The organism is Azoarcus sp. Soil_N_20, from assembly GCF_057656155.1.
Window position 1 is genome coordinate 21957 of sequence record NZ_JBDGKX010000016.1, and the last position, 21201, is coordinate 43157.

Here is a 21201-nt window from a genome sequence, read left to right on the forward strand (position 1 = left end):
GGCTGGCGGCTTGCCGGCTCCCGGGCGGGGACTCGCCCGCGATGCGCTCAGGCGAGTGACTTGCGGAAGCGGTTGAGTTCGGTGACGGTGTCGAACTTCTGTTCGAACAGGCTCGACAGGTTGCGCAGGATGCCGCCGACGACGCGCGCCTCGCACTCCTTGTCGAACTTGATCTGGGTGTCGAGCCAATGTTCGAGCCAGTCCGGGTCCGGCACCCGCGACTGCACCGTATCGCGCGGGAAGAACTGCTGCGCCACATGCAGATTGGTCGGGTGCAGGGGCCGCGACGAGCGCGACGAGCTGGCCATCAGCACGCCGAGTTTGGCGAATGCGCGCCGGGCCTCGTCGCCGAAGCGCACGATCGCGCGCTTCATGTACTTGAGGTAGGCGCCACCGTGGCGGGCTTCGTCGCGCGAGATGTAATCGTAGATCCGCTTGATCACCGGTTCGGTGTGCCATTCGCTGGCGCGCCGATACCACTGGGTGAGGCGCAGCTCGCCGCAGAAGTGCAGCATCAGGGTTTCCAGTGGCGGAGCGGGATCGAACTCGAAGCGGACCGCGTGCAGTTCGTCCTCGGTCGGCACCAGTTCGGGGCGGAAGCGGCGCAGGTACTCCATCAGCACCAGCGAATGCTTCTGTTCCTCGTAGAACCAGATCGACATGAAGGCCGCAAAGTCGGAGTCGTCGCGGTTGTCGCGCAGGAACATCTCGGTAGCGGGCAGTGCCGACCACTCGGTGACCGCGTTCATCTTGATCGTCACCGCCTGTTCGTCGGTCAGCAGTGCGCGGTCGAAGTCCGCCCACGGAACGTCCTCGGCCATGTTCCAGCGGGCAGATTCGAGCGCGCGGAAGAGTTCGGGATAGAGCATCGGTGTGTCCCTCCTGGTCGTGCCTGTCGGCCTCTTTCTGCAGTCTGGCAGAACATGCGCCCGGCAGCCATCTATGCCGTGCGTCGACCGCGGTGCCGCTCAGCCCGGGTGGGCCGCGCGCCACTCCTTGAGCGCGGCGACCGTGTCGTCGAGGCTGCGGACCACGCGGATGCCCGGCAGGCGGCGCTGTCTATCCTTGACTGCAGCGCCTCCGGCCCAGATTGCAATGTGTGCGGGCAGCGCCGCACGCAGTTCGGTCAGGCCGTCAACGGCCTGGCGGCCCGGGTAGGCGATGCTGAACGACAGGCCGACGATGTCGAACCCGCCGCTGAGCGCCGCGCCGCGGATGTCCGCCAGTGGCGTGCGGGTACCGAGCGACAGGCAGGATGCACCCTCCGGCACCAGGGTCGCTTCCGCCATCAGCAGGCCGAGGATGTGATGCTCGTCGGGGAAGGTGGTGAGCAGGATGCGCGGATGGCCGCCGGCGATCGCGTTGGCGCCGATCGCGCCGCGCAGCACGTTCTGCACCTGTTCGGTGTAGAGGTGCTCGTCCGCCACGTCGATCTCGCCGCGCATCCATGCCTCGCCCACCGCCTCGTTGAGTGGCGCGATCGTCTCCGCCACGAAGCGTTGCAGGCCCTGCTTCATCAAGGTCTTGTGCAGCCCGGTGACCAGCTCGCCGCTGCGGTGGAGACGGACGAGCTGGAGCAGCGCCTGTTCGCTTTCGTCCTGCTCGGGCCCCAAGGATTTGGCGCGATGCGCCTCGAGAATCGCGTTCAACTCGGCGAGGCTCGATCCGACAATGCGTGCGGGACGCTGGCCAAGATCGAGCAGGCGCCGGATCAGGCGCAGCTTGGCCACCTGCTCCTGCGGATACAGGCGCTCATCGTTGGCGTCCCGGTGTGGGGCCGGGAATCCGTAGCGCCGCTCCCACACGCGCAGGGTGTCCTTGGAAAGCCCGGTATCACGCTCGACCGCGGCAATGCTCAGGGCAGATTCCGTACCGGGGGCACTTTTCATTTTGTCGTGGACAAATCGTTGACAACGTATTTCGTTAGATCTATCTTAGGGTCGTCAAACCGATTTGTCTAGGACAATAATCATGAGCACCATAACTCGGCCAATGTCTTCCGGGATCCTTGCCGTTGCGGTACTTGTCGCTGTGGCGGGGGGCTCGTTCGGCGCTCCGGTCGAACGCACGGGGTCTTCGGCTGGATCTGTGGAACGGCGGGCCGAATCCATAGTTGTCGTGGACAAATATCCTGAAAGCAGGCTCGAGCTGATGCTGTTCATCCACCGCGCCGGCCTGCAGCGCGGCCCGGGCGGACGGGATGCGTCCGATCTAAGCGCGCGCGCGGTCGAATCCGCGGTCATCGGGTCGATAGACTTGCACGCTGCCCATGCCCTGAACCAGGGCGAACGCGCGCCGGAGCACATTCATGCGCATGGGTGAAATCGAGGGCGTCGTCACCGGCGGCGGGCGCCGCATCGCGGTGGTGGGGGGCGGGATCGCGGGCCTGGGCACGGCCTGGCTGCTCGGCCGGCGTGACCGGGTGACCCTGTATGACGCGGGCAGGCATATCGGCGGACACACCAACACCATCGAGGTGACCGTCGACCGCGTCACCCACCCGGTCGATACCGGCTTCCTGGTGTTCAATCGGCGGACCTATCCGAACCTGTGCGCGCTGTTCGAGCACCTCGACGTCGACGTGGTCGAGAGCGAGATGTCCTTCGGTGTAAGTCTGGAATCACCTGCAATCGAATGGGCCGGGTCGGACTTCGGTTCCGTTTTCGCCCAGCGCAGCAACCTCGTGCGCCCGGCCTTTCTCGGCATGTTGCGCGACATCATGCGCTTCAACCGCGAAACCACCCGGATGGCGGCGGAGTACAGCGTGCCCGACCTGGGGCTGGGCGAATACCTCGCCCGCGAGCGCTATGGAGATGCTTTTCGCAACTGGTATCTGGTGCCGATGGCGGCCGCGATCTGGTCGTGTCCGACCCGCAGCATGCTGGCCTATCCGCTGACGACCTTCGTCCGCTTCTGTCACAACCATGGTCTGCTGCAGGTTCGTGACCGGCCGCAGTGGCTCACCGTGCGCGGCGGCGGGCGCAGCTACGTGCGCAAGATCACCGCCGCGCTCGACGATGTCCGGGGGAACGCGCCGGTATCTCGGGTGGACCGCGACCCCGACCGGGTGTGGATTCATTCGCGCACTGGGGCCGAGCGCTTCGATGAGGTGGTCTTCGCCTGTCACAGCGACCAGACCCTGGCACTGCTCGGGCCGAGTGCGACCGTGGACGAGCGGCGCATCCTGGGCGCAGTGCGCTATCAGGCCAACACCGCCGTCGTACACACCGACACCGCGCTGCTGCCGCAGCGCCGCCGGGTGTGGTCGGCATGGAACTATCTGGCCGGCGCCGGCCAGGCCGACGACCGGCCGGTTTCGGTCAGCTATCTGATCAACCGCTTGCAGCCGCTGCCGTTCAATACGCCGCTTGTGGTTTCGCTCAACCCCTTCCGTGCGCCGCAGCCGGACAAGATCCTGCGCACCATTCACTATGCGCATCCGGTATTCGATCAGGCGGCGATTGATGCGCAGGCTGCGCTGCCCACGATCCAGGGCCGTAACCGGAGCTGGTTCGCCGGGGCCTGGACCGGCTACGGTTTTCACGAGGATGGGCTCAAGTCGGCGGTGACCGTGGCCGCAGCGCTGGGCGCCAGCATCCCGTGGCACGCACCGGCGTTTGCGCCGGCCGCCGGAGTGCGGGCATGACCCGGGCGGAGCGGACGGCGGTGCCAGGCGCCCTCGATGCGGCCGTCTGTTTCGGTGCCGTGGTGCACGAGCGCCACACCCGGGCGCACAACCGGTTCGTGTATCCGACCGCCTTCCTGCGCCTGCCGCTGGGCCGGATCGATCGACTTCGGGTGCCGCTGCTCGGCATCGAGCGGCGCAACGTGTTCTCCGTGGTGGCGCGCGACCATGGGCAACGGGACGGCTCGCCGCTGCTGCCATGGTTGGGCGACGTGCTCGGGCACCATGGATTGAGCACGGTGTGCGACGGTGAGGTCGTGCTCCATACGATGCCGCGCATCTTCGGTTTCGTGTTCAATCCGGTCAGTTTCTGGCTGTGCCATGACGCCGCGGGTCGGCTCAGGGTGGTGTTGGCCGAGGTCAACAACACCTTCGGCGAACACCACAACTACCTCGTTCGCCACCCCGATGTTCGCCCGATCGAAGCCGGCGACGAGCTGCGCGCGACCAAGGTGTTCCATGTCTCGCCCTTCTTCCCGGTACGCGGTGAATACCGCTTCCGCTTCGAGCGGCGCGGTCCGGTGCATGCGGTGGCCATCGACTACTGGGATGGGGGCGAACGCCAGCTCAGCACCCGGGTGGCCGGACGTGCCGAGGCACTGAGCGGCCGGGCGATGGGCAAATGGCTGCTGCGCTATCCCTTCATGACCGTGGGCGTCGTTGCCCGTATCCACTGGCAGGCCCTGCGCCTTGCGCTCAGACGGGTGAGCATTCACCGCAAGCCTGTGCCGCCGATCGAGGAGACCTCCTGATGACTGCCGTCGACCACGCCCTGCGTCCCCTTGCCCTGGGCAAGCTCGCCCACCTGCCGCGCCCGACCCGGCTGGCGCTGGAGATGCTCGATCGCCTCGAGGGCGGCGCGCTCGCGCTCGAGCTGCCCGACAATCTGCACCTGCGTGCCGGTCACGGCCCGCTCGTCGCCCACCTCCGGGTGCGTGACCATGCGCTGTTCGGTGAAACGCTGGCGCGCGGCGACATCGGCTTCGCCGAGAGCTACATGGATGGGCAATGGGACACCGAAGACCTCACCGGCCTGCTCACGCTGCTGGCGCGCAATCGCGCGCAGTTGCAAAGCGCGGTCCATGGCCGTGTGCTCCGCCTGCTCGGTCACCGCGTGGCGCACATGCTGCGGGCGAATACGCGCAGCGGCTCGAAGCGCAACATCGAGGCCCACTACGATCTCGGTAACGACTTCTACCGCCTGTGGCTCGACCCGAGCATGACCTATTCGGCGGCCGTGTTCGAGCATCCGGACGAGGCGCTCGAGGTGGCGCAGCGGCGCAAGTATCGTCGCATCCTGCATCAGCTGGACGCCCGACCGGGGCAGGTCATCCTCGAGATCGGCTGCGGCTGGGGCGGTTTTGCCGAAGTGGCGGCGACCGAGTTCGGCTGCCGGGTGCTGTGCCTCACGCTGTCGCCGGCGCAGCTGGAGTACGCGCGCGACCGTGCCGAACGCGCCGGCGTTGCCGACCGGGTGCAGTTCGAGCTGTGCGACTACCGCGACGTGAACGGACGGTACGACCACGTGGTGTCGATCGAGATGATCGAGGCGGTCGGCGAGCGCTTCTGGCCGACCTACTTCGGCCAGCTGGCGGCGCTGCTCAAGCCGGGCGGACGCTGCGTGGTGCAGGCGATCACGATCGCCGAACGCCTGTTCTCGCGCTACCGGCGCGGCACCGACTTCATCCAGCGCCATATCTTCCCGGGGGGCATGTTGCCGAGCCCGACGGTGGTGCGGCAGCAGGCTGCGCGGGCCGGGCTGGCGGTCGCGGACGACTTCCGTTTCGGCCCCGACTATGGCCGCACCCTGGGGTGCTGGCATCGGGCGTTCGACGCCCGCCTCGTCGACGTGAGGGCACTGGGCTTTCCCGAACGCTTCGTGCGCATGTGGCGCTTCTACCTAGCGTATTGCGAGGCCGGGTTCAACGCCGGTGACATCGACGTGCACCACTACACCCTTGCCCATGTCGATGTGGCGGAGCGCTGAGCCGTGGTCAAGCTGGCGGTCGTGGCGCTGTGCGGGCTGCTCCAGGCGTGGGGCGGGGTGGCGGGCGCAGTGTCGCTGCCGCCGGAGATACAGGCAGCGACTGCCGGAGCGGGGGGCCACTTTCGCCAGCTCGGCAGCGGCGAGATGCGCTGGTTCGGGCTCAAGATCTACGACGCGGCGCTGTGGGTGCCAGCCGGATCCGCCTGGTCGGCGGATGCAGCCTTTGCGCTCGCCATCCGCTATGCGCGCAACATCGCCGGTGAGCAGTTGGTCGACAGCAGCATCGACGAGATCCGCAGGCTGGGTTTCGGTGACGAGGTCCGGCTCACGCATTGGCGCAGCGAGCTGACCCGGGCGCTGCCGTCGGTGGCGCCCGGTGACGTGCTGGTCGGCGCGCGCATTCCCGGCGCGGGCGCGCGCTTCTGGCACGACGGCCGCCCGACCGCCGAGCTGACCGATCCGGACCTCGCCCGCGCCTTCTTCGCGATCTGGCTCGACATCCGGACGCGCGAACCTGCGCTGCGTGCCCGTCTGCTGGACGAACGACGGGAACCACGATGAGCGCCGCCGACCCGAGTTTCGGCCGTGCAGGGATCGTCGCCTATGGCGCGCTCGGACTTCCGCTCGCCTTCGCTGCGCTTCCCATCTACGTGCATGTGCCGCGCCTCTATGCCGAGACGCTCGGGCTGTCGCTCGCCACCGTCGGTTTGGTGCTGCTGGCGGTGCGCATCTTCGACGCGGTCACCGATCCGCTGATCGGCTGGGTCAGCGACCACCTGAACGGTCGCCGCGGGTTGGTACTGGTGGCGCTGCCGGTGCTCGGGCTGGGGATGGTCGGATTGCTCGCCCCGCCGCACGGCGCGGGCGCGCTGTGGCTGGCGGTGCTGCTCAGCCTGGTCTCGTTGGCCTACTCGATGGCGACCATCGCCTACAACGCGTGGGGGGCGGAGGTGGCGCCGAGTTGCGACCTGCGTACCCGGGTGGTGGCCAGTCGCGAAGGCTTCGCCCTGTTCGGCGTGATCCTGGCGGCGGCACTGCCCGGCGTACTGGCCGGGGACGGCGGCGATGCGGAGGGTCTGGCGCGGATGGGGTGGGCATTCGTTCCGCTGCTGCTGCTCTTTTCCGGGTGGACCTTGCTCGCCGCGCCGGCGCCGGCGCGGGGCGCCCACGCACGACAGCCGTTGTGGCAAGGCCTCGCCGCGGCGCTGGTGTGCCCTCCGTTTGTCCGCCTGCTGGCGGTGTTTGCCGCCAATGGCATCGCTGCGGCGATTCCGTCGGCGACGGTACTGTTCTTCGTTGCCGACGTGTTGCAAACACCCCGCCTCGCCGGGTTGTTCCTGGTGATCTACTTCCTCGGCGCCGCGGCCAGCCTGCCGCTGTGGGCCGCCCTGTCACGGCGTATCGGCAAGCTGCGCGCCTGGTTGCTGGGCATGGCGCTTGCGCTGCTGGTGTTCGTGTGGGCGGCCCTGCTCGGGGCCGGCGAGATCGGCGCCTATGCGGCGATCTGCGTGCTGTCCGGGGTGGCGCTGGGCGCCGACCTTGCGCTGCCGCCCTCGTTGCTGGCCGATCTGCTGGCCTGCGAGGCCAGGCCGGGCGAGGCGCGGGCCGGGGCCTGGTTCGGCTGGTGGAACTTCGTCACCAAGGCCAACCTCGCACTCGCGGCCGGACTCGCCTTGCCCTTGCTCGGCTGGCTCGGCTACGCGCCGGGCGGGCGCAGTGCCGAAGCCCTGTGGGCGCTGACGATCGTCTACGCGCTGCTACCGGTGGCCCTCAAGCTCGGTGCCATCGCCCTGCTGTGGCGGTGGCGCGACGCCATTGAACCGCATTCCCCGAACGGAGAACGATCATGCTGAAGAAACTGTGCCTGTTGCTCGCTGGCGCGCTGAGTCTGGCAGGGTGCGCGTCGATCGATGCGGAAAAGTACCGCAACCAGACGCCGCTGCTCGATCTGCGCGAGTACTTCAACGGCACGCTCGACGCCCACGGCATTTTCCAGGACCGGTCGGGTGAAGTGATCAGGCGTTTTCATGTGTTGATCGACGCCAGCTGGAAGGGCGAAGTGGGCACCCTGGACGAACGCTTCACCTATGCCGACGGCAGCACCCAGCGTCGGGTGTGGACGATTACCCGCAGCGCTGAAGGTCGCTATACCGGCACTGCGGACGACGTGGTCGGCGAGGCTCGCGGCGAGGTCGCGGGCAATGCCCTGCGCTGGCGTTACGTGCTGGCGCTGCCGGTCGATGGCAAGGTGCACCACGTCGATTTCGACGACTGGATGTTCCTGATCGACGACAAGGTCATGCTCAACCGGTCGGCGATGAGCAAGTGGGGCCTCCACCTCGGCGACGTGACGCTGTCGTTCTACAAGCGGAGCCGCTGATGGCCCTGTTCTCTGCGCTCAATCCGCCCATCGGGGACTGGCGCGGTCGGCGCGTGTGGCTGGTCGGGGCTTCGACCGGCATCGGTGCAGCGCTGGCGCGCAAGCTGGCCGCGCGCGGTGCGCGACTGGCACTGTCGGCGCGCACGCGCGACCGGCTGGAGGCGCTCGCCGCCGAGTGCGGTGGCGCGCTCGTCGCCGCGATGGACATGCTCCGTCCGGGCGATTTCGTGCGCGAGCGCGACCGCTTGCTCGACCTGTGGGGCGGCATCGACCTGGTGGTCCTCAACGCCGGCACCTATCGTCCGCTGCGAGCCTGGGAGCTGACCCCTCAGACCATACGCGAAACCATCGAGCCCAATCTGCTCGGGGTGATGGATGGCGTCGCCGCGGTGGTGCCAGGCATGCTGCAGCAGGGGCATGGCGCGATCGCGATCGTCGCTTCGGTAGCGGGTTATGGCGGGCTGCCGATGGCCGCCGCCTACGGCCCGTCCAAGGCGGCGCTGATCAACCTTGCCGAAGTCCTGCACATCGACCTCGCGCCGCGCGGGCTGGGCGTCTTTCTGATCTGTCCGGGCTTCGTCGCCACGCCGCTGACGGCGCGCAACGACTTTCGCATGCCGGCCCTGATCAGCGCCGACGAGGCCGCCGACGAAATCCTGGCCGGCATGGAGAAGGGCGCCTTCGAGATCCATTTTCCGAAGCGTTTCACCCGCTTCGTCAAGCTCTTGCAGTGGCTGCCGCGGCGCTGCTATTTTCCGCTCGTCCGGTGGGCGGCGGGGCGGTGATGGACCGTCTCGACGCCTCCGCCGCCGCGGCCAGTCTTGCGCACTTCTTTGCGACCCTCACCCCGCGCTCACTGACCGGGATCGACGCATTCTATGCGGAGCAAGCGCGCTTCAAGGATCCGTTCAACGAGGTCACCGGGCGGTCCGCGATCATCCGCATCTTCGAACACATGTTTGCCTCCGTCGATGCCCCGCGTTTTGTCGTCATCACGCGCATCGCCCAAGGGCGGCAGGCCATGTTGGGATGGAATTTCCATCTGCGGCTTCGCGGCAGGATGATCGTCATTCGCGGGGTGAGCCATGTGTGCTTCGATGACGACTGGAAGGTCGAGATGCACCGCGATTACTGGGACGCCGCGGAGGAGTTGTATGCCAGATTGGCAGTCGTTGGCGGGCTGATGCGCCTGTTGCGGCGGAAACTCTCGGCCCCGATCCCCTGAAATTCATCATGCTGTGCTGCACCAAAGCAGTCTGCGGGAAAACCCGCAACATGCGTGCAGAAACCGCTGTATGGCTGCTCGTTAGCATCTATTGCGATGCAGCATGTTGATCTTTGTCAAAGATTCATGTTGCGACGGTGATTTTTGCTGTGGCACCATCGATCCACCTGCTCATTGTGTTCTTGCTGGGGGTCGACATGGGTTTTAGCGGTCGTATTGCAGGATTTTTGCTCATTCTCGGCTACGCGACCGGTGCGATCGCCCAGGATGCGCCCAGCCGCTACAACCTTCAGCAGCCGGTCACCCGGATCGCATCAGAGATCTACGGCATGCATACGCTGATGCTGCTCATCTGCCTGGTGATCTTCGTCGGGGTATTCGGCGTGATGTTCTGGTCGGTGTTTCGCCACCGCAAGTCACGCGGCGCGGTCGCGGCCAATTTTCATGAGAATACGGCCGTCGAAATCGCCTGGACGGTGATTCCGGTCCTGATCCTGCTCGGCATGGCGTGGCCGGCGACCAAGACCGTGATCGCGATGAAGGACACCAGCAACCCCGATATCACGATCAAGGCGACCGGTTATCAGTGGAAGTGGGGTTACGACTACCTGCAGGGCGAAGGCGAGGGGGTCCGTTTCCTGTCGAACGCGTCTACGCCCCAGGATCAGATCGTGGGCGCAGCGGTCAAGGGGGAAGCCTATCTGCTCGAGGTGGACAATCCCATGGTGGTGCCGGTCGGCAAGAAGATTCGGGTGCTGACCACGGCCGCGGACGTGATCCACTCGTGGTGGGTGCCGGCGTTCGGGGTCAAGCAGGATGCAATTCCGGGCTTCATTCGCGACACCTGGTTCCAGGCCGACACCGAAGGCATCTATCGCGGCAACTGTGCCGAGTTGTGTGGCAAGGATCATGGATTCATGCCGATCGAGGTGCATGTGGTGTCGGCCGAGAAATACACCGCGTGGGTTGCCGCGCAGCAGCAGCTCACCGCAACCGCGGCCGCCGATGACGTCCGCGAATGGGCTCTGCCGGAAATGATCGAGCGCGGGCAGAAGGTCTTTGCAGCCAATTGCGCGGCATGCCATCAGGCCGACGGCAAGGGCTTGCCGCCTGCGTTCCCGCCCCTCGATGGTTCTCCGGTGGTGACCGGCGATCAGGCCGCACAGATCGCGCTCGTCCTGAACGGCAAGCCCGGCACCGCGATGGCGGCATTTGGCGGGCAGTTGTCCGACACCGATCTGGCCGCCGTCATCACCTATACCCGCAACAGCTGGAGCAACAGCTCGGGCAAGGTCGTCCAGCCGGCCGATGTGGCGTCCGCCCGCAAGGGTTGAAGCGAAGGGCGCTCCGAGCGCCTTTTTTCGATGTTGTCGGGGCGGCTTTGCCCCACATGGAAAGATCCTGTCGCCTGACTCGCGACAAATGGAGGCGTGCGTATGACCACCCTGTCCCACGATCCGATCGGTGCCCACGCCCCGCACGGCCATGCCCACGGTCCCACCGGCCTGATGCGCTGGATCACCACCACGAATCACAAGGACATCGGTACGATGTACCTGATCTTCAGCTTCATCATGTTCCTCTCCGGGGGGGTGATGGCGCTGACGATCCGGACCGAGCTGTTCCAGCCCGGCCTGCAGGTGGTCGAGCCCGAATTCTTCAACCAGCTCACCACCATGCATGGGCTGGTGATGGTGTTCGGCGCGATCATGCCGGCCTTCGTCGGCTTCGCCAACTGGATGATTCCGCTGATGATCGGGGCCAGCGACATGGCCTTCGCGCGGATGAACAACTGGAGCTTCTGGCTGCTGCCACCGGCCGCCATCTTGCTGCTCGGTTCGTTCTTCGTGCCCGGTGGCGCCACCGCAGCTGGATGGACGCTGTATGCGCCGCTGTCGGTACAGATGGGCATGGGCATGGATCTGGCGATCTTCGCCATCCATATCATGGGGATCAGCTCGATCATGGGGGCGATCAATATCGTCGTCACCATCCTCAACATGCGCGCGCCAGGCATGGGCATGATGAAGATGCCATTGTTCTGCTGGACGTGGCTGATCACCGCCTACCTGCTGATCGCAGTGATGCCGGTGCTGGCCGGGGCGGTGACCATGATCCTGACCGACCGCCATTTCGGCACCAGCTTCTTCAACGCCGCGGGCGGCGGTGACCCGGTGATGTTCCAGCACATTTTCTGGTTTTTCGGGCATCCGGAGGTCTACATCATGATCCTCCCGGCCTTCGGCATCGTCAGCCAGATCATCCCGACCTTCGCGCGCAAGCCGCTGTTCGGCTACGCCTCGATGGTGTACGCGACTTCGTCGATCGCGATCCTGTCGTTCGCGGTGTGGGCGCACCATATGTTCACCACCGGCATGCCGGCCGTGGGCCAGCTGTTCTTCATGTACGCGACCATGCTGATTGCGGTACCGACCGGAGTGAAAGTATTCAACTGGGTGGCGACGATGTGGCGCGGTTCACTCAGCTTCGAGTCACCGATGCTGTGGGCGACCGGCTTCATCTTCGTGTTCACCATGGGAGGCTTCACCGGCCTGATCTGCGCGATCGCGCCGATCGACATCCAGATCCAGGACACCTATTACGTGGTCGCCCACTTCCACTACGTGCTGGTGGCGGGTTCGCTGTTCGCGCTCTTTGCCGGGGCGTATTACTGGCTGCCGAAATGGACCGGCCACATGCCGAACGAATTCCTCGGCAAGCTCCACTTCTGGAGTTCGATGGTGTTCTTCAACATCACCTTCTTCCCGATGCACTTCCTCGGCCTCGCCGGCATGCCGCGGCGGATTCCGGACTACGCGCTCCAGTTTGCCGACTTCAATGCGCTTGCCACGATCGGCGCGTTCGGCTTCGGCCTGTCGCAGCTGATCTTCCTGGTGGTGGCGGTGAAATGTGTTCGCGGCGGCGAGAAGGCGGCGGCGCAATCGTGGGAAGGGGCCGAAGGGCTGGAATGGACCGTGCCCTCGCCGGCACCGCATCACACCTTCCAGGATGCGCCGGTTTTCCACGAAACGCCGGCTTTCCACGAGGCGCCGGCTTTCCGGGAGGCGCCCGCTTTCAAGGGCTAGCAGGATGGGGCGGAGCGCGGAGTCGGCAGAGGTAGGCTCCGTTCCCTGCCCCCTCTGCCGACCGGCAATGGGCAACAGTGGATGAGGCGATGACCCGAAACGATCGGCGTGGCGCAAATATCAGGACAGGTCTGATCCTGGCCGCGGTGGCGCTCGTATTCTTTTTCATCATCATCGCCAAGTACAAGGTGTTCGGCCAATGAGCGGCACACCTGATCGCAATCGCCGGAGCGCCCGGATCGCCGCCGACAATCGTCGCTTGCTGCTGCGGCTGGGCATTTCCGCGGTGGTGATGTTCGGCTTCGGATTCTTGCTGGTGCCTTTCTACGAAAAGATCTGCGAAGTGACCGGGATCAATAACCTGTTGCAGCCCGACCTCGCCGCGGTGGCAAACACCCAGGTGGACAGCTCGCGCACCGTGCTCGTGCAGTTCGACGCCAACCTGCACGATCTGCCATGGAACTTCCATCCGCTGCAGCGTTCGGTCAGCGTGCATCCGGGCGAACTGGTCCATATCGCCTACGAGGTCGTCAACACCCGTGCCGAACCGATTACCGGGCAGGCAGTGCCGAGTTACGGGCCGCTGGTCGCTGGCAAGTATTTCCGCAAGCTGGACTGCTTCTGCTTCACCCAGCAGACCCTGGCGGCCGGCGAGCGCCGGACCATGCCGCTGGTCTTCGTGCTCGATCCGGATCTGCCCGCCGAGGTCACGACGATCACGCTGTCCTACACGTTCTTCGAGATCCAGGGGCGGCGCGCCGCGACCGCCGCGGGAGCCGACGGATCATGAGCGGTGATCGACCGCGAGCGGGATTTCTGGCGACGCTGAAGGCGGTGTTGTGGTCCTTCGTCGGCATACGCAAGCGCAAGGATTATCAGGACGATGCCACTTCGCTCGATCCGAAGGCGGTGATTGTCGCAGGGGTGCTGGGTGGCTTGATCTTCGTGCTCACCATCGTGGCGGTGGTGAATTGGGTGGTGGGCTAGATGAACACAAGGGGGATGCAGCGATGAGCGAAGCACTGGGACGCTATTTCGTACCGGAACCGTCGACCTATCCGATCTTCGGTTCGGCCGCGTTGCTGTTGTTCGGCTCCGGCGCGGCACTGTGGCTGAACAAGGTCGGCGCCGGGCCATGGATGTTCTTCGGCGGGATCGCGATCCTGATCTACATGCTGTTCGGCTGGTTCGGCCAGGTGGTGCGCGAGTCGGAAGGCGGACTGTACGGCAAGCAGGTGGACAGGGCCTTTCGCTGGTCGATGGGCTGGTTCATCTTCTCCGAGGTGATGTTCTTCGCCGCCTTCTTCGGGGTGCTGTTTTACGTCCGCGTACTGGCGGTGCCCTGGCTGTCGTCGGGGGACAACGAGGCGCTGCTGTGGCAGGGCTTCACCGGCGCCTGGCCCAGCGCCGGCCCGAGGGTGGACGACACCTTCACGCCGATGGGCGCATGGGGTATTCCGGCCCTCAACACCCTGATCCTGCTCAGCTCGGGAGCGACGCTGACCTGGGCCCACTACGGGCTGCTCAAGGGCAACCGGACCCAGCTCAAGCTCGGCCTGCTCGCGACCATCCTGCTCGGCGCCACCTTCATCGGGTTTCAGGCCTACGAGTACATCCACGCCTATGGCGAACTCAATCTTCGGCTCGACAGCGGGATCTACGGTTCCACCTTCTATCTGCTCACCGGCTTTCACGGGCTGCACGTGACGGTCGGTGCGATCATGCTGACGGTGATGCTGTTCCGCTCGATGGCGGGCCACTTCACCGCCGACAGCCACTTCGGGTTCGAGGCCGCGGCCTGGTACTGGCACTTCGTCGACGTGGTGTGGCTGTTCCTCTTCGTCGTGGTCTATTGGTTATGAATCGGTCGGCCGGGGACCGCGCGATCCATGCCTGATCAGAGCTTGCCGTCGATGAGGCCGCTGGCGAATCCGGCCATCAGCAGGATGAACAGCGCGATCGACAACCCGACCCGGATTGCGAGCGCGCGTGCGGTGCGGGTGCCGCTGCCCTTTTCGCGCAGGAGCGAGGACAGTGCGGCGCCGAGGCTGGCAACAATCAGTACGAGAAACACGATTACGACGATGCGCATGTCCGGACTCCGGGCGGGCGATGGGGTGACGCCCGTATTCTTCCCTGAATCGGTCCGGCTGTCCGCTGTTTTTGCCGTGGGTGGGCCGTGAGACGGGAGGTGCTCGCGTTTGTTCCGCTGGCGGCCGGCCTGCTGGTGTTCGTGGTCACACTGCAACTGGGCAACTGGCAGACCCGGCGAGCGGACGAGAAGATCGGGATTCAGGCCCGGATCGAGGCGTTGGCGCAGACTGCGCCGCTCACACTGCGAGCGGATGCCGCGGCACTGCCCGAATGGCAGCCGCTGCAGCTGGCGGGGCGGTGGCAGGCGCAGGCGACTCGCCTGATCGATAACCGGACTTACCAGGGCCGGGCGGGGTACCACGTACTGACGCCGTTGTTGCTCGACGATGGCTCCGGTGCGGTGCTGGTGAACCGGGGGTGGGTCGCCGCGGGCGACCGACGCAGCCTGCCGGTGGTGCCGACGCCGACTGGCGTGCATCGCGTCGATGGCTGGTTGCGGCACCCGGAAGCGGCGCCGTTCATGCTGGCGGCGGAAATGGCGGAGCTGTCGGCACCGGTATGGCAGCATGCCGACCCGGTACGTCACCGCCAGCTTGTTGCCCCCGTGCACCTCGCCGGCTGGGTGTTGCAGCAGACATCGGCGGCGGCCGACGGGCTGATCCGTGACTGGCCGCTGCCGGCCGCGGGTGCCGATCGCCACCGCGGCTACGCATTCCAGTGGTACGCCCTTGCCTGCCTCGCTGCCGGATTGAGCATCTGGTCGCTGTGGCGACTGTTTTTTCGGAGACGTCATGACGACCGTGCTTGTCGATTCATCCGTGGCTGAGGCGGCCACCACCAGCCGCAGTGCGGACCGCCGCCGGGGCCGCCGCACCCTGCTGCTGCTGGCGTTTGTATGCGTGCTGCCGGTGGTCGCTTCCTACCTCACCTTCTATGTCTGGCCGCCGCAGGGGCGGGTCAATCATGGTGAGCTGGTCACGCCGGTGGCGCTGCCTGCCTCGACCCTGGCCAGCGCCGGCGGGCAGGCGGTGCTCGTCCGGACCGAACTCGAGGGGCGCTGGACCCTGCTGCTGGTGGCGGCGGCCGACTGCGATGCGGCCTGTGAGCGTGCGCTCTACGTGTCGCGTCAGGCCCGGCTGGCGCAGGCGAAGGAGATGGAGCGCGTGGGGCGGGTCTGGCTGGTGACCGGGGCGGCCGATCCGACGCCCGGACAGTTGGCACGGCACGAGGACCTGCGTCTGGCGCGGGCTGGTGCGGACTGGCTCGCCGTACTGCCGTCGCCCGCGCCCGGATCGATCTGGCTGGTCGATCCGCTGGGCAACGTGATGATGCGTTTTGCCGACGAAGCCGATACCACCGGTGCGGCGCGCGATGTGACCAAGGATCTGCAGCGCCTGCTGAAGTACTCGGCGCTCGGGCGCGGAGTCCGCGAATGAAGCTTTATTGCCGGCTGATCGTGCTTGCACTGGTGCTCACCGCGGTCGTCGTGGTGTTCGGCGCCTATGTGCGTCTGGCCGATGCCGGTCTGGGGTGCCCGGACTGGCCGGGCTGCTACGGCCAGTTGAGTCCGCATCACGCAAGCGGAGACATTCTCGGCGCGCAGGCGGCAGATCCCCACGGCCCGGTGAGTCTGCCCAAGGCCTGGAAGGAGATGATCCACCGTTACCTGGCCGCCAGTCTCGGCCTGCTGATCATCGGCATCACGGTGCTCGCCTGGCGGCTGCGTGCGCACCGCGGCAGCGCACCCGGTGTCGCGACGCTGCTGGTCGGGGTGGTGATATTCCAGGGGCTGCTGGGCAAATGGACGGTGACACTGCTGCTCAAGCCCGCCATGGTCACCGCCCATCTACTCGGCGGCTTGACCACCCTGGCCTTGCTCGCCTGGCTGGCGGCACGTGCGGCTGGCGTGCCGCGCGCGCCCGCGTCCGGACGGCTGGCGTGGGCGGCGCGGATCGGGCTGGCGCTGCTGGTGGTGCAGATTGCGCTCGGCGGCTGGACCAGCACCAACTATGCAGCCCTCGCGTGCACCGACTTCCCCGCCTGTCATGGCAGCTGGTGGCCGTCCGCCGACTACGCCAACGCCTTTCATGTGGTGCGTGAACTCGGGATGACTGCCGAGGGCGAACTGCTGTCGATCGCTGCGCTGACCGCCATCCACTGGTCGCACCGGGTCGGCGCGGTGGTCGCCGGCGGCTTCCTGTTGATGCTCGGCTCGGTGCTGATGCGGCGGGCGCCGACCGCAGGTGCAGGGCTGGGCCTGGTCGCGGCCGTGGTGCTGCAGATCGGCCTGGGTGTCGCCAATGTGCTGCTGTCACTGCCCTTGGCGCTGGCTGCGGCGCATAACGCCGGTGCAGCCCTGCTGGTCGGGATGATGGTGTGGATCAATTACCGGCTGTCGGCCCGAAGCTTGTCGGCGTCGTCGTTTGCGACCTCGGGAATGGGCAGGGCGGCGGGCTTTCCGGCACGCGGCCGGGGTTGAATCATGTACTCACAGGAAGGAGTATCTCCATGAAAGCCCTCGCGTTCGCTCAGGTCTCCGCCAGTCGCCGCCTGCACGCCTTCTACGTACTCACCAAGCCGCGGGTGAATGCGCTGATCGTCTTCTGTGCGGTGATCGGGATGTTCCTTGCCGTGCCCGCGGGGCTGCCCGCGGCGGCGACCGTGATTGCCGCGACCATCGGCATCGGCTGCGTGGCCGCTGCGGCTGCAGCAATGAACTGTCTGATCGAGCAGGGCATCGATGCCCGCATGGCGCGGACCCGCGGTCGCCCTCTGCCGCGCGGAGAGCTCGCGCCGGTCGAGGTCGCCGGCTTTGCCGCGGTGCTCGGCGGGTGTGGTCTGCTGATCCTTCACCAGGCGGTGAATCCGCTGACCATGTGGCTGACGCTGGCAACCTTTGTCGGCTATGCGGTGATCTACACCATCTTCCTCAAGCCGCGCACCCCCCAGAACATCGTCATCGGCGGTGCCTCGGGCGCGATGCCGCCGGTGCTGGGCTGGGCTGCGGTCACCGGCGAGGTGAGCGCCGACGCGTTGCTGCTGTTCCTGATCATTTTCGCGTGGACCCCGCCGCATTTCTGGGCGTTGGCCTTGTATCGCACTGCCGACTACGCCCGTGCCGGGCTGCCGATGCTGCCGGTCACCCATGGCTCCGAATACACCCGGCTGTCGGTCCTGCTCTACACCCTGATCCTGTTCGGGGTGACCCTGCTGCCCTTCGCCACCCAGATGAGCGGGCTGATCTATCTCGGCGCGGCAGTGGTGCTGGGAGCGCGCTTCATCCACTACGCCTGGCGGCTGTACCGGGACTACAGCGATGCGCTCGCACGCCGGACTTTCCGCTTCTCCATCCTGTATCTATCATTGCTGTTCGCCGCCTTGCTGGCCGACCACTACCTGCGTTTCTGACCTGGACGAAATTCCCCGCCTGATGCTGCGTTCCCTGCTCCTTGTGGCGGCCGTATTTCTGGCCGCCGCCTGCTCCGACCCCCCGCCGTCGTTTCGTGCCACCGACATCACCGGCGCCGACTATGGCAAGACACTCGCTGTGGACGACCACACCGGCAAGCGGCGCACCCTCGCGGATTTTCACGGCAAGGTAGTGACGATCTTCTTCGGCTACACCCAGTGTCCCGACGTATGCCCGACCAGTCTGTCTACGATGAGCGAAGTGATGCGCCAACTCGGCCCGGACGCGGAGCGGGTGCAGGTGCTGTTCATGACTGTGGATCCGGAGCGTGATACCCCCGCACTGCTGTCGCAGTACGTGCCGTCGTTCGATCCACGTTTTCTCGGCCTCAGTGGCGATCTCGACACGACCGCCGAAGTCGCGAAGGAGTTCCGTGTGTTCTACCGCAAGAGCGGTGACATCGAAGGCGGGAACTACACCATCGATCACTCGGCCGGCACCTATGTGTTCGATCCTGCCGGCAAGTTGCGGCTGTATGTGAAGCACGGCGAAACCGCCGACAGTATCGCGGCGGATATCCGCCAGCTTCTCGCCGGACACTGAGCGCCAGCCGACGTTCCGGCCGACACCAGGCGAACCCCTGACGCAATCAACACCGGCAGCGTTGCCGCTGCCGGTGCCGGGGGGCGTCCGATCGTTCAGGCGGCCACGGCGAGCAGGCCACGCATCTTCTGCATTGCCTTGGCCTCGATCTGGCGGATACGTTCTGCCGACACGCCGTATTCGGCCGCCAGTTCGTGCAGCGTTGCGCTGTCGCCCTCGGTCAGCCAGCGCCGCTGCACGATTGCGCGGCTGCGGTCGTCGAGCGCTCCGAGCGCGTCCCGCAGGCCTTCGTCCTGCAGGCGTGCGGCCTGCGCCTGTTCCAGCACTTCCGAGGGTTCGGCGTGCGGGTCGGGCAGATAGGCGATCGGGGCGAAACGGTCGTCATCGTCGTCGCTACCACCGTCGAGCGGCACTTCTCGACCGCCGAGACGGGTTTCCATCTCCACCACTTCTTCGGGCTTGACCCCGAGCCGGGTCGCGATCGCGCGCACTTCGGACGGGTTCAGCGTGTTGCTGTCCTGCTTCATGCTGCGCAGGTTGAAGAACAGCTTGCGCTGGGCCTTGGTGGTTGCGATCTTGACCAGGCGCCAGTTCCTGACGATATATTCGTGGATCTCGGCCTTGATCCAGTGGATCGCGAACGACACCAGGCGCACGCCGCGCGCCGGATCGAAGCGCTTGACCGCCTTCATCAGGCCGATATTGCCTTCCTGTATAAGGTCGGCATGCGGCAGGCCGTAGCCCAGATAGCCGCGGGCGATGGAAACCACCACGCGCAGATGGGACATCACCAACTCGCGCGCGGCCTCGACATCACCGTCGTCACGCAGCCGGGTGGCCAGATCCACCTCTTCCTGCTCGGTGAGCATGGGCAGCCGATTGACCGACTGGATGTACTGGTCGATGCTGCCGGTGGCGCACGGTACGGGAAACGTTAAAGCTTGAGACATGGATTCAAGTCCTCCTCGAACCGGATATTAGCACTCGCTGCGTGAGAGTGCTAAGGGGTGGAACAGTTCCCGGCGGATTCGATGTGCCCGGGTGGACCCTGCCGCACCGTGGCGCCGGCCGGTATCCTGCGCGCGGCCGCCCGTTGCCGATTTCCCGTTTGCTACAGGGCGAGCGCCGCTTTCCTGCGGATCGGCGATAATCCGGGCCCGATCCAGCAAGGAAATCCGTGCGATGACCCAAGCTTCAGCCCTGATGGTACAGGGCACCACCTCCGATGCCGGCAAGAGCACGCTGGTGGCCGGTCTGGCGCGTGCGCTGGTGCGGCGCGGGCTGCGGGTGGCGCCGTTCAAGCCGCAGAACATGGCGCTCAACTCGGCGGTGACCGCCGATGGCGGCGAGATCGGCCGGGCCCAGGCGCTGCAGGCGGTGGCGGCCCGGGTTGCGCCGCAGACCGACTTCAACCCGGTGTTGCTCAAGCCCTCGTCGGACATCGGTGCCCAGGTCATCATCCATGGACATGCCGTGGCCAACCTGTCGGCACGCGACTATCACAACTACAAGCCGACCGCGATGGCCGCGGTCATGCAGTCGTGGCGGCGCCTGACCGCCGCCTACGAGTGGGTGCTGATCGAGGGTGCGGGCAGCCCGGCCGAGATCAACCTGCGCGACCGCGATATCGCCAACATGGGTTTTGCAGAAGCCGCCGACGTGCCGGTGATCCTGGTCGCCGACATCGACCGCGGCGGCGTGTTCGCTCATCTGGTCGGTACCCTGGACTTGCTGTCGCCCTCGGAGCAGGCTCGGGTCAAGGGTTTTGTGATCAACCGCTTCCGTGGCGACATTGGCTTGCTGCAATCCGGCCTGGACTGGCTGGAGGCGCGCACCGGACGCCCGGTGTTCGGGGTCGTGCCCTATCTGCACGGCCTGTTTCTGGATGCCGAGGATGCGCTCGCGGATACGGCTGCCGATGTCGGCTGCGAGATGCCGGTGCTGCGGGTGATCGCGCCGGTCTACCCGCGGATTTCCAACCACACCGATCTGGATGCCTTGCGATTGCATCCGCAGGTGGATTTCCGCTGGATCGGGCCGGGCGAGGCGATACCGGCGGCCGACCTGATCGTGCTCCCGGGCTCGAAGAGCGTGCAGGCCGATCTCGCCTGGTTGCGAGCGCAGGGCTGGGAGTCCGCGATCCGGCGCCACCTCCGCTATGGCGGCAAGGTGGTCGGGATCTGCGGCGGGTTCCAGATGCTGGGGCAGCGGCTCGGCGACCCGCATGGGGTGGAGGGCAAGCCGGATACCGTGGCGGGGCTGGGCGTGCTCGACATGGAAACGGTGCTCGAGCGTGAAAAACAGCTGCTCAACGTCGAAGGCAGGCTATGTCTTGCGGACGCGCCGGTGGTGCGTGGCTACGAGATTCATATGGGGGTCTCGAGCGGGCCGGCGCTCGCCAGCCCGGCACTCAGGTTTGCCGATAACCGGCCGGATGGTGCCCTGTCGGCAGATGGCCAGGTGCTGGGTAGCTATCTGCACGGCCTGTTCGATACACCGGATGCGCTGACGGCCTTGCTCGCATGGGCGGGGGCCGAAGGCGAAATCGTGCGGGTCGATCTTGCCGTGCGCCGCGAGGCCGATCTCGACCGGCTGGCCGATGCCGTCGAGGCGGCCATCGACATCGATGCCTTGTTGCTTGCGGCGCGCGCGTAGATTCGGTTATCCAAGTCAAGCACCCAGCACGGACGCCACCGTGAAGGGCGGGCTTCAGTCCGCCGCAGGCGGTGATC

General features: G+C 66.3%; 25 protein-coding genes. 21 read left to right on the forward strand and 4 right to left on the reverse strand.

Annotated features, from left to right (window positions below; all coding sequences use genetic code 11):
- Positions 1–47: 47 nt before the first annotated feature.
- A complete protein-coding gene (locus AC3A35_RS23235) occupies positions 48–869 on the reverse strand; it encodes a ferritin family protein (RefSeq protein WP_487438854.1) in 822 nt (273 codons plus the stop codon).
- A gap of 99 nt (positions 870–968) precedes the next feature.
- The gene (locus tag AC3A35_RS23240; RefSeq protein WP_487438856.1) at positions 969–1889 is read right to left on the reverse strand and encodes a MerR family transcriptional regulator; all 921 of its coding nucleotides are present in this window, start codon (positions 1887–1889) and stop codon (positions 969–971) included.
- A gap of 229 nt (positions 1890–2118) precedes the next feature.
- Here AC3A35_RS23240 and AC3A35_RS23245 point away from each other — a divergent pair, with 229 nt between their 5' ends.
- From AC3A35_RS23245 to AC3A35_RS23315, 15 genes are all read left to right on the forward strand, one after another.
- Positions 2119–2322: a hypothetical protein gene (locus tag AC3A35_RS23245; RefSeq protein ID WP_487438858.1), complete on the forward strand. Its 204-nt coding sequence runs from the start codon at positions 2119–2121 to the stop codon at positions 2320–2322.
- Positions 2309–3646 (forward strand): NAD(P)/FAD-dependent oxidoreductase, encoded by a 1338-nt coding sequence (locus AC3A35_RS23250; protein ID WP_487438859.1) that lies wholly within the window; start codon positions 2309–2311, stop codon positions 3644–3646. The genes AC3A35_RS23245 and AC3A35_RS23250 overlap by 14 nt, the downstream gene beginning before the upstream one ends.
- On the forward strand, positions 3643–4437 hold the full coding sequence (locus AC3A35_RS23255) for a DUF1365 domain-containing protein (RefSeq protein WP_487438860.1): 795 nt from the start codon (positions 3643–3645) through the stop codon (positions 4435–4437). Before AC3A35_RS23250 ends, AC3A35_RS23255 begins: the two co-directional genes overlap by 4 nt.
- On the forward strand, positions 4437–5672 hold the full coding sequence (locus AC3A35_RS23260) for a class I SAM-dependent methyltransferase (protein ID WP_487438861.1): 1236 nt from the start codon (positions 4437–4439) through the stop codon (positions 5670–5672). The genes AC3A35_RS23255 and AC3A35_RS23260 overlap by 1 nt, the downstream gene beginning before the upstream one ends.
- A gap of 3 nt (positions 5673–5675) precedes the next feature.
- A complete protein-coding gene (locus tag AC3A35_RS23265; RefSeq protein WP_487438863.1) occupies positions 5676–6233 on the forward strand; it encodes a chalcone isomerase family protein in 558 nt (185 codons plus the stop codon).
- Entirely contained in the window at positions 6230–7525 is a 1296-nt protein-coding gene (locus tag AC3A35_RS23270; RefSeq protein ID WP_487438865.1) for an MFS transporter, read from the forward strand. The genes AC3A35_RS23265 and AC3A35_RS23270 overlap by 4 nt, the downstream gene beginning before the upstream one ends.
- Positions 7519–8052, forward strand: coding sequence for a DUF3833 domain-containing protein (locus tag AC3A35_RS23275; protein ID WP_487438866.1), 534 nt, complete (start codon positions 7519–7521; stop codon positions 8050–8052). Before AC3A35_RS23270 ends, AC3A35_RS23275 begins: the two co-directional genes overlap by 7 nt.
- Entirely contained in the window at positions 8052–8837 is a 786-nt protein-coding gene (locus tag AC3A35_RS23280) for an SDR family NAD(P)-dependent oxidoreductase (RefSeq protein WP_487438867.1), read from the forward strand. Before AC3A35_RS23275 ends, AC3A35_RS23280 begins: the two co-directional genes overlap by 1 nt.
- The gene (locus AC3A35_RS23285) at positions 8837–9277 is read left to right on the forward strand and encodes a nuclear transport factor 2 family protein (protein WP_487438868.1); all 441 of its coding nucleotides are present in this window, start codon (positions 8837–8839) and stop codon (positions 9275–9277) included. The genes AC3A35_RS23280 and AC3A35_RS23285 overlap by 1 nt, the downstream gene beginning before the upstream one ends.
- A 149-nt stretch (positions 9278–9426) precedes the next feature.
- A complete protein-coding gene (gene coxB, locus AC3A35_RS23290; protein ID WP_487438870.1) occupies positions 9427–10611 on the forward strand; it encodes a cytochrome c oxidase subunit II in 1185 nt (394 codons plus the stop codon).
- A 102-nt stretch (positions 10612–10713) separates the two neighbouring features.
- Positions 10714–12363 (forward strand): cytochrome c oxidase subunit I, encoded by a 1650-nt coding sequence (gene ctaD, locus AC3A35_RS23295; RefSeq protein WP_487438871.1) that lies wholly within the window; start codon positions 10714–10716, stop codon positions 12361–12363.
- A gap of 89 nt (positions 12364–12452) precedes the next feature.
- Positions 12453–12566, forward strand: a complete 114-nt coding sequence (locus tag AC3A35_RS23300) for a cytochrome oxidase small assembly protein (RefSeq protein WP_487438873.1) — start codon at positions 12453–12455, stop codon at positions 12564–12566.
- Complete coding sequence (locus AC3A35_RS23305) at positions 12563–13153, forward strand: cytochrome c oxidase assembly protein (RefSeq protein ID WP_487438874.1); 591 nt, start codon at positions 12563–12565, stop codon at positions 13151–13153. Before AC3A35_RS23300 ends, AC3A35_RS23305 begins: the two co-directional genes overlap by 4 nt.
- Entirely contained in the window at positions 13150–13350 is a 201-nt protein-coding gene (locus tag AC3A35_RS23310) for a DUF2970 domain-containing protein (RefSeq protein WP_487438876.1), read from the forward strand. Before AC3A35_RS23305 ends, AC3A35_RS23310 begins: the two co-directional genes overlap by 4 nt.
- 23 nt (positions 13351–13373) lie before the next feature.
- Positions 13374–14225: a cytochrome c oxidase subunit 3 gene (locus AC3A35_RS23315; protein WP_487438877.1), complete on the forward strand. Its 852-nt coding sequence runs from the start codon at positions 13374–13376 to the stop codon at positions 14223–14225.
- 35 nt (positions 14226–14260) lie between these two features.
- Here the strand turns inward: AC3A35_RS23315 and AC3A35_RS23320 are convergent, their stop codons facing one another.
- Positions 14261–14455 (reverse strand): twin transmembrane helix small protein, encoded by a 195-nt coding sequence (locus AC3A35_RS23320; protein ID WP_487438878.1) that lies wholly within the window; start codon positions 14453–14455, stop codon positions 14261–14263.
- A 99-nt stretch (positions 14456–14554) separates the two neighbouring features.
- Here AC3A35_RS23320 and AC3A35_RS23325 point away from each other — a divergent pair, with 99 nt between their 5' ends.
- The 5 genes from AC3A35_RS23325 to AC3A35_RS23345 are packed head-to-tail and all read left to right on the forward strand — an operon-like array spanning position 14555 to position 18469.
- Positions 14555–15283 carry an SURF1 family protein gene (locus AC3A35_RS23325; protein ID WP_487438879.1) on the forward strand — a complete coding sequence of 243 codons (729 nt, stop codon included), beginning with the start codon at positions 14555–14557 and terminating at the stop codon, positions 15281–15283.
- Complete coding sequence (locus AC3A35_RS23330) at positions 15249–15893, forward strand: hypothetical protein (protein WP_487438880.1); 645 nt, start codon at positions 15249–15251, stop codon at positions 15891–15893. Before AC3A35_RS23325 ends, AC3A35_RS23330 begins: the two co-directional genes overlap by 35 nt.
- Positions 15890–16936, forward strand: a complete 1047-nt coding sequence (locus tag AC3A35_RS23335) for a COX15/CtaA family protein (RefSeq protein WP_487438881.1) — start codon at positions 15890–15892, stop codon at positions 16934–16936. The genes AC3A35_RS23330 and AC3A35_RS23335 overlap by 4 nt, the downstream gene beginning before the upstream one ends.
- Positions 16937–16965: 29 nt before the next feature.
- Positions 16966–17865 (forward strand): heme o synthase, encoded by a 900-nt coding sequence (gene cyoE / locus AC3A35_RS23340; RefSeq protein ID WP_487438882.1) that lies wholly within the window; start codon positions 16966–16968, stop codon positions 17863–17865.
- Between the two features lie 22 nt (positions 17866–17887).
- On the forward strand, positions 17888–18469 hold the full coding sequence (locus AC3A35_RS23345; RefSeq protein ID WP_487438883.1) for an SCO family protein: 582 nt from the start codon (positions 17888–17890) through the stop codon (positions 18467–18469).
- Positions 18470–18564: 95 nt separating this feature from the next.
- Here AC3A35_RS23345 and rpoH read toward each other — a convergent pair whose 3' ends face one another.
- On the reverse strand, positions 18565–19419 hold the full coding sequence (gene rpoH, locus AC3A35_RS23350) for an RNA polymerase sigma factor RpoH (RefSeq protein ID WP_487438884.1): 855 nt from the start codon (positions 19417–19419) through the stop codon (positions 18565–18567).
- A gap of 232 nt (positions 19420–19651) precedes the next feature.
- On the opposite strand from rpoH, the gene AC3A35_RS23355 reads away from it, so the two are divergent.
- On the forward strand, positions 19652–21124 hold the full coding sequence (locus AC3A35_RS23355; RefSeq protein WP_487438885.1) for a cobyric acid synthase: 1473 nt from the start codon (positions 19652–19654) through the stop codon (positions 21122–21124).
- Positions 21125–21201: the final 77 nt, after the last annotated feature.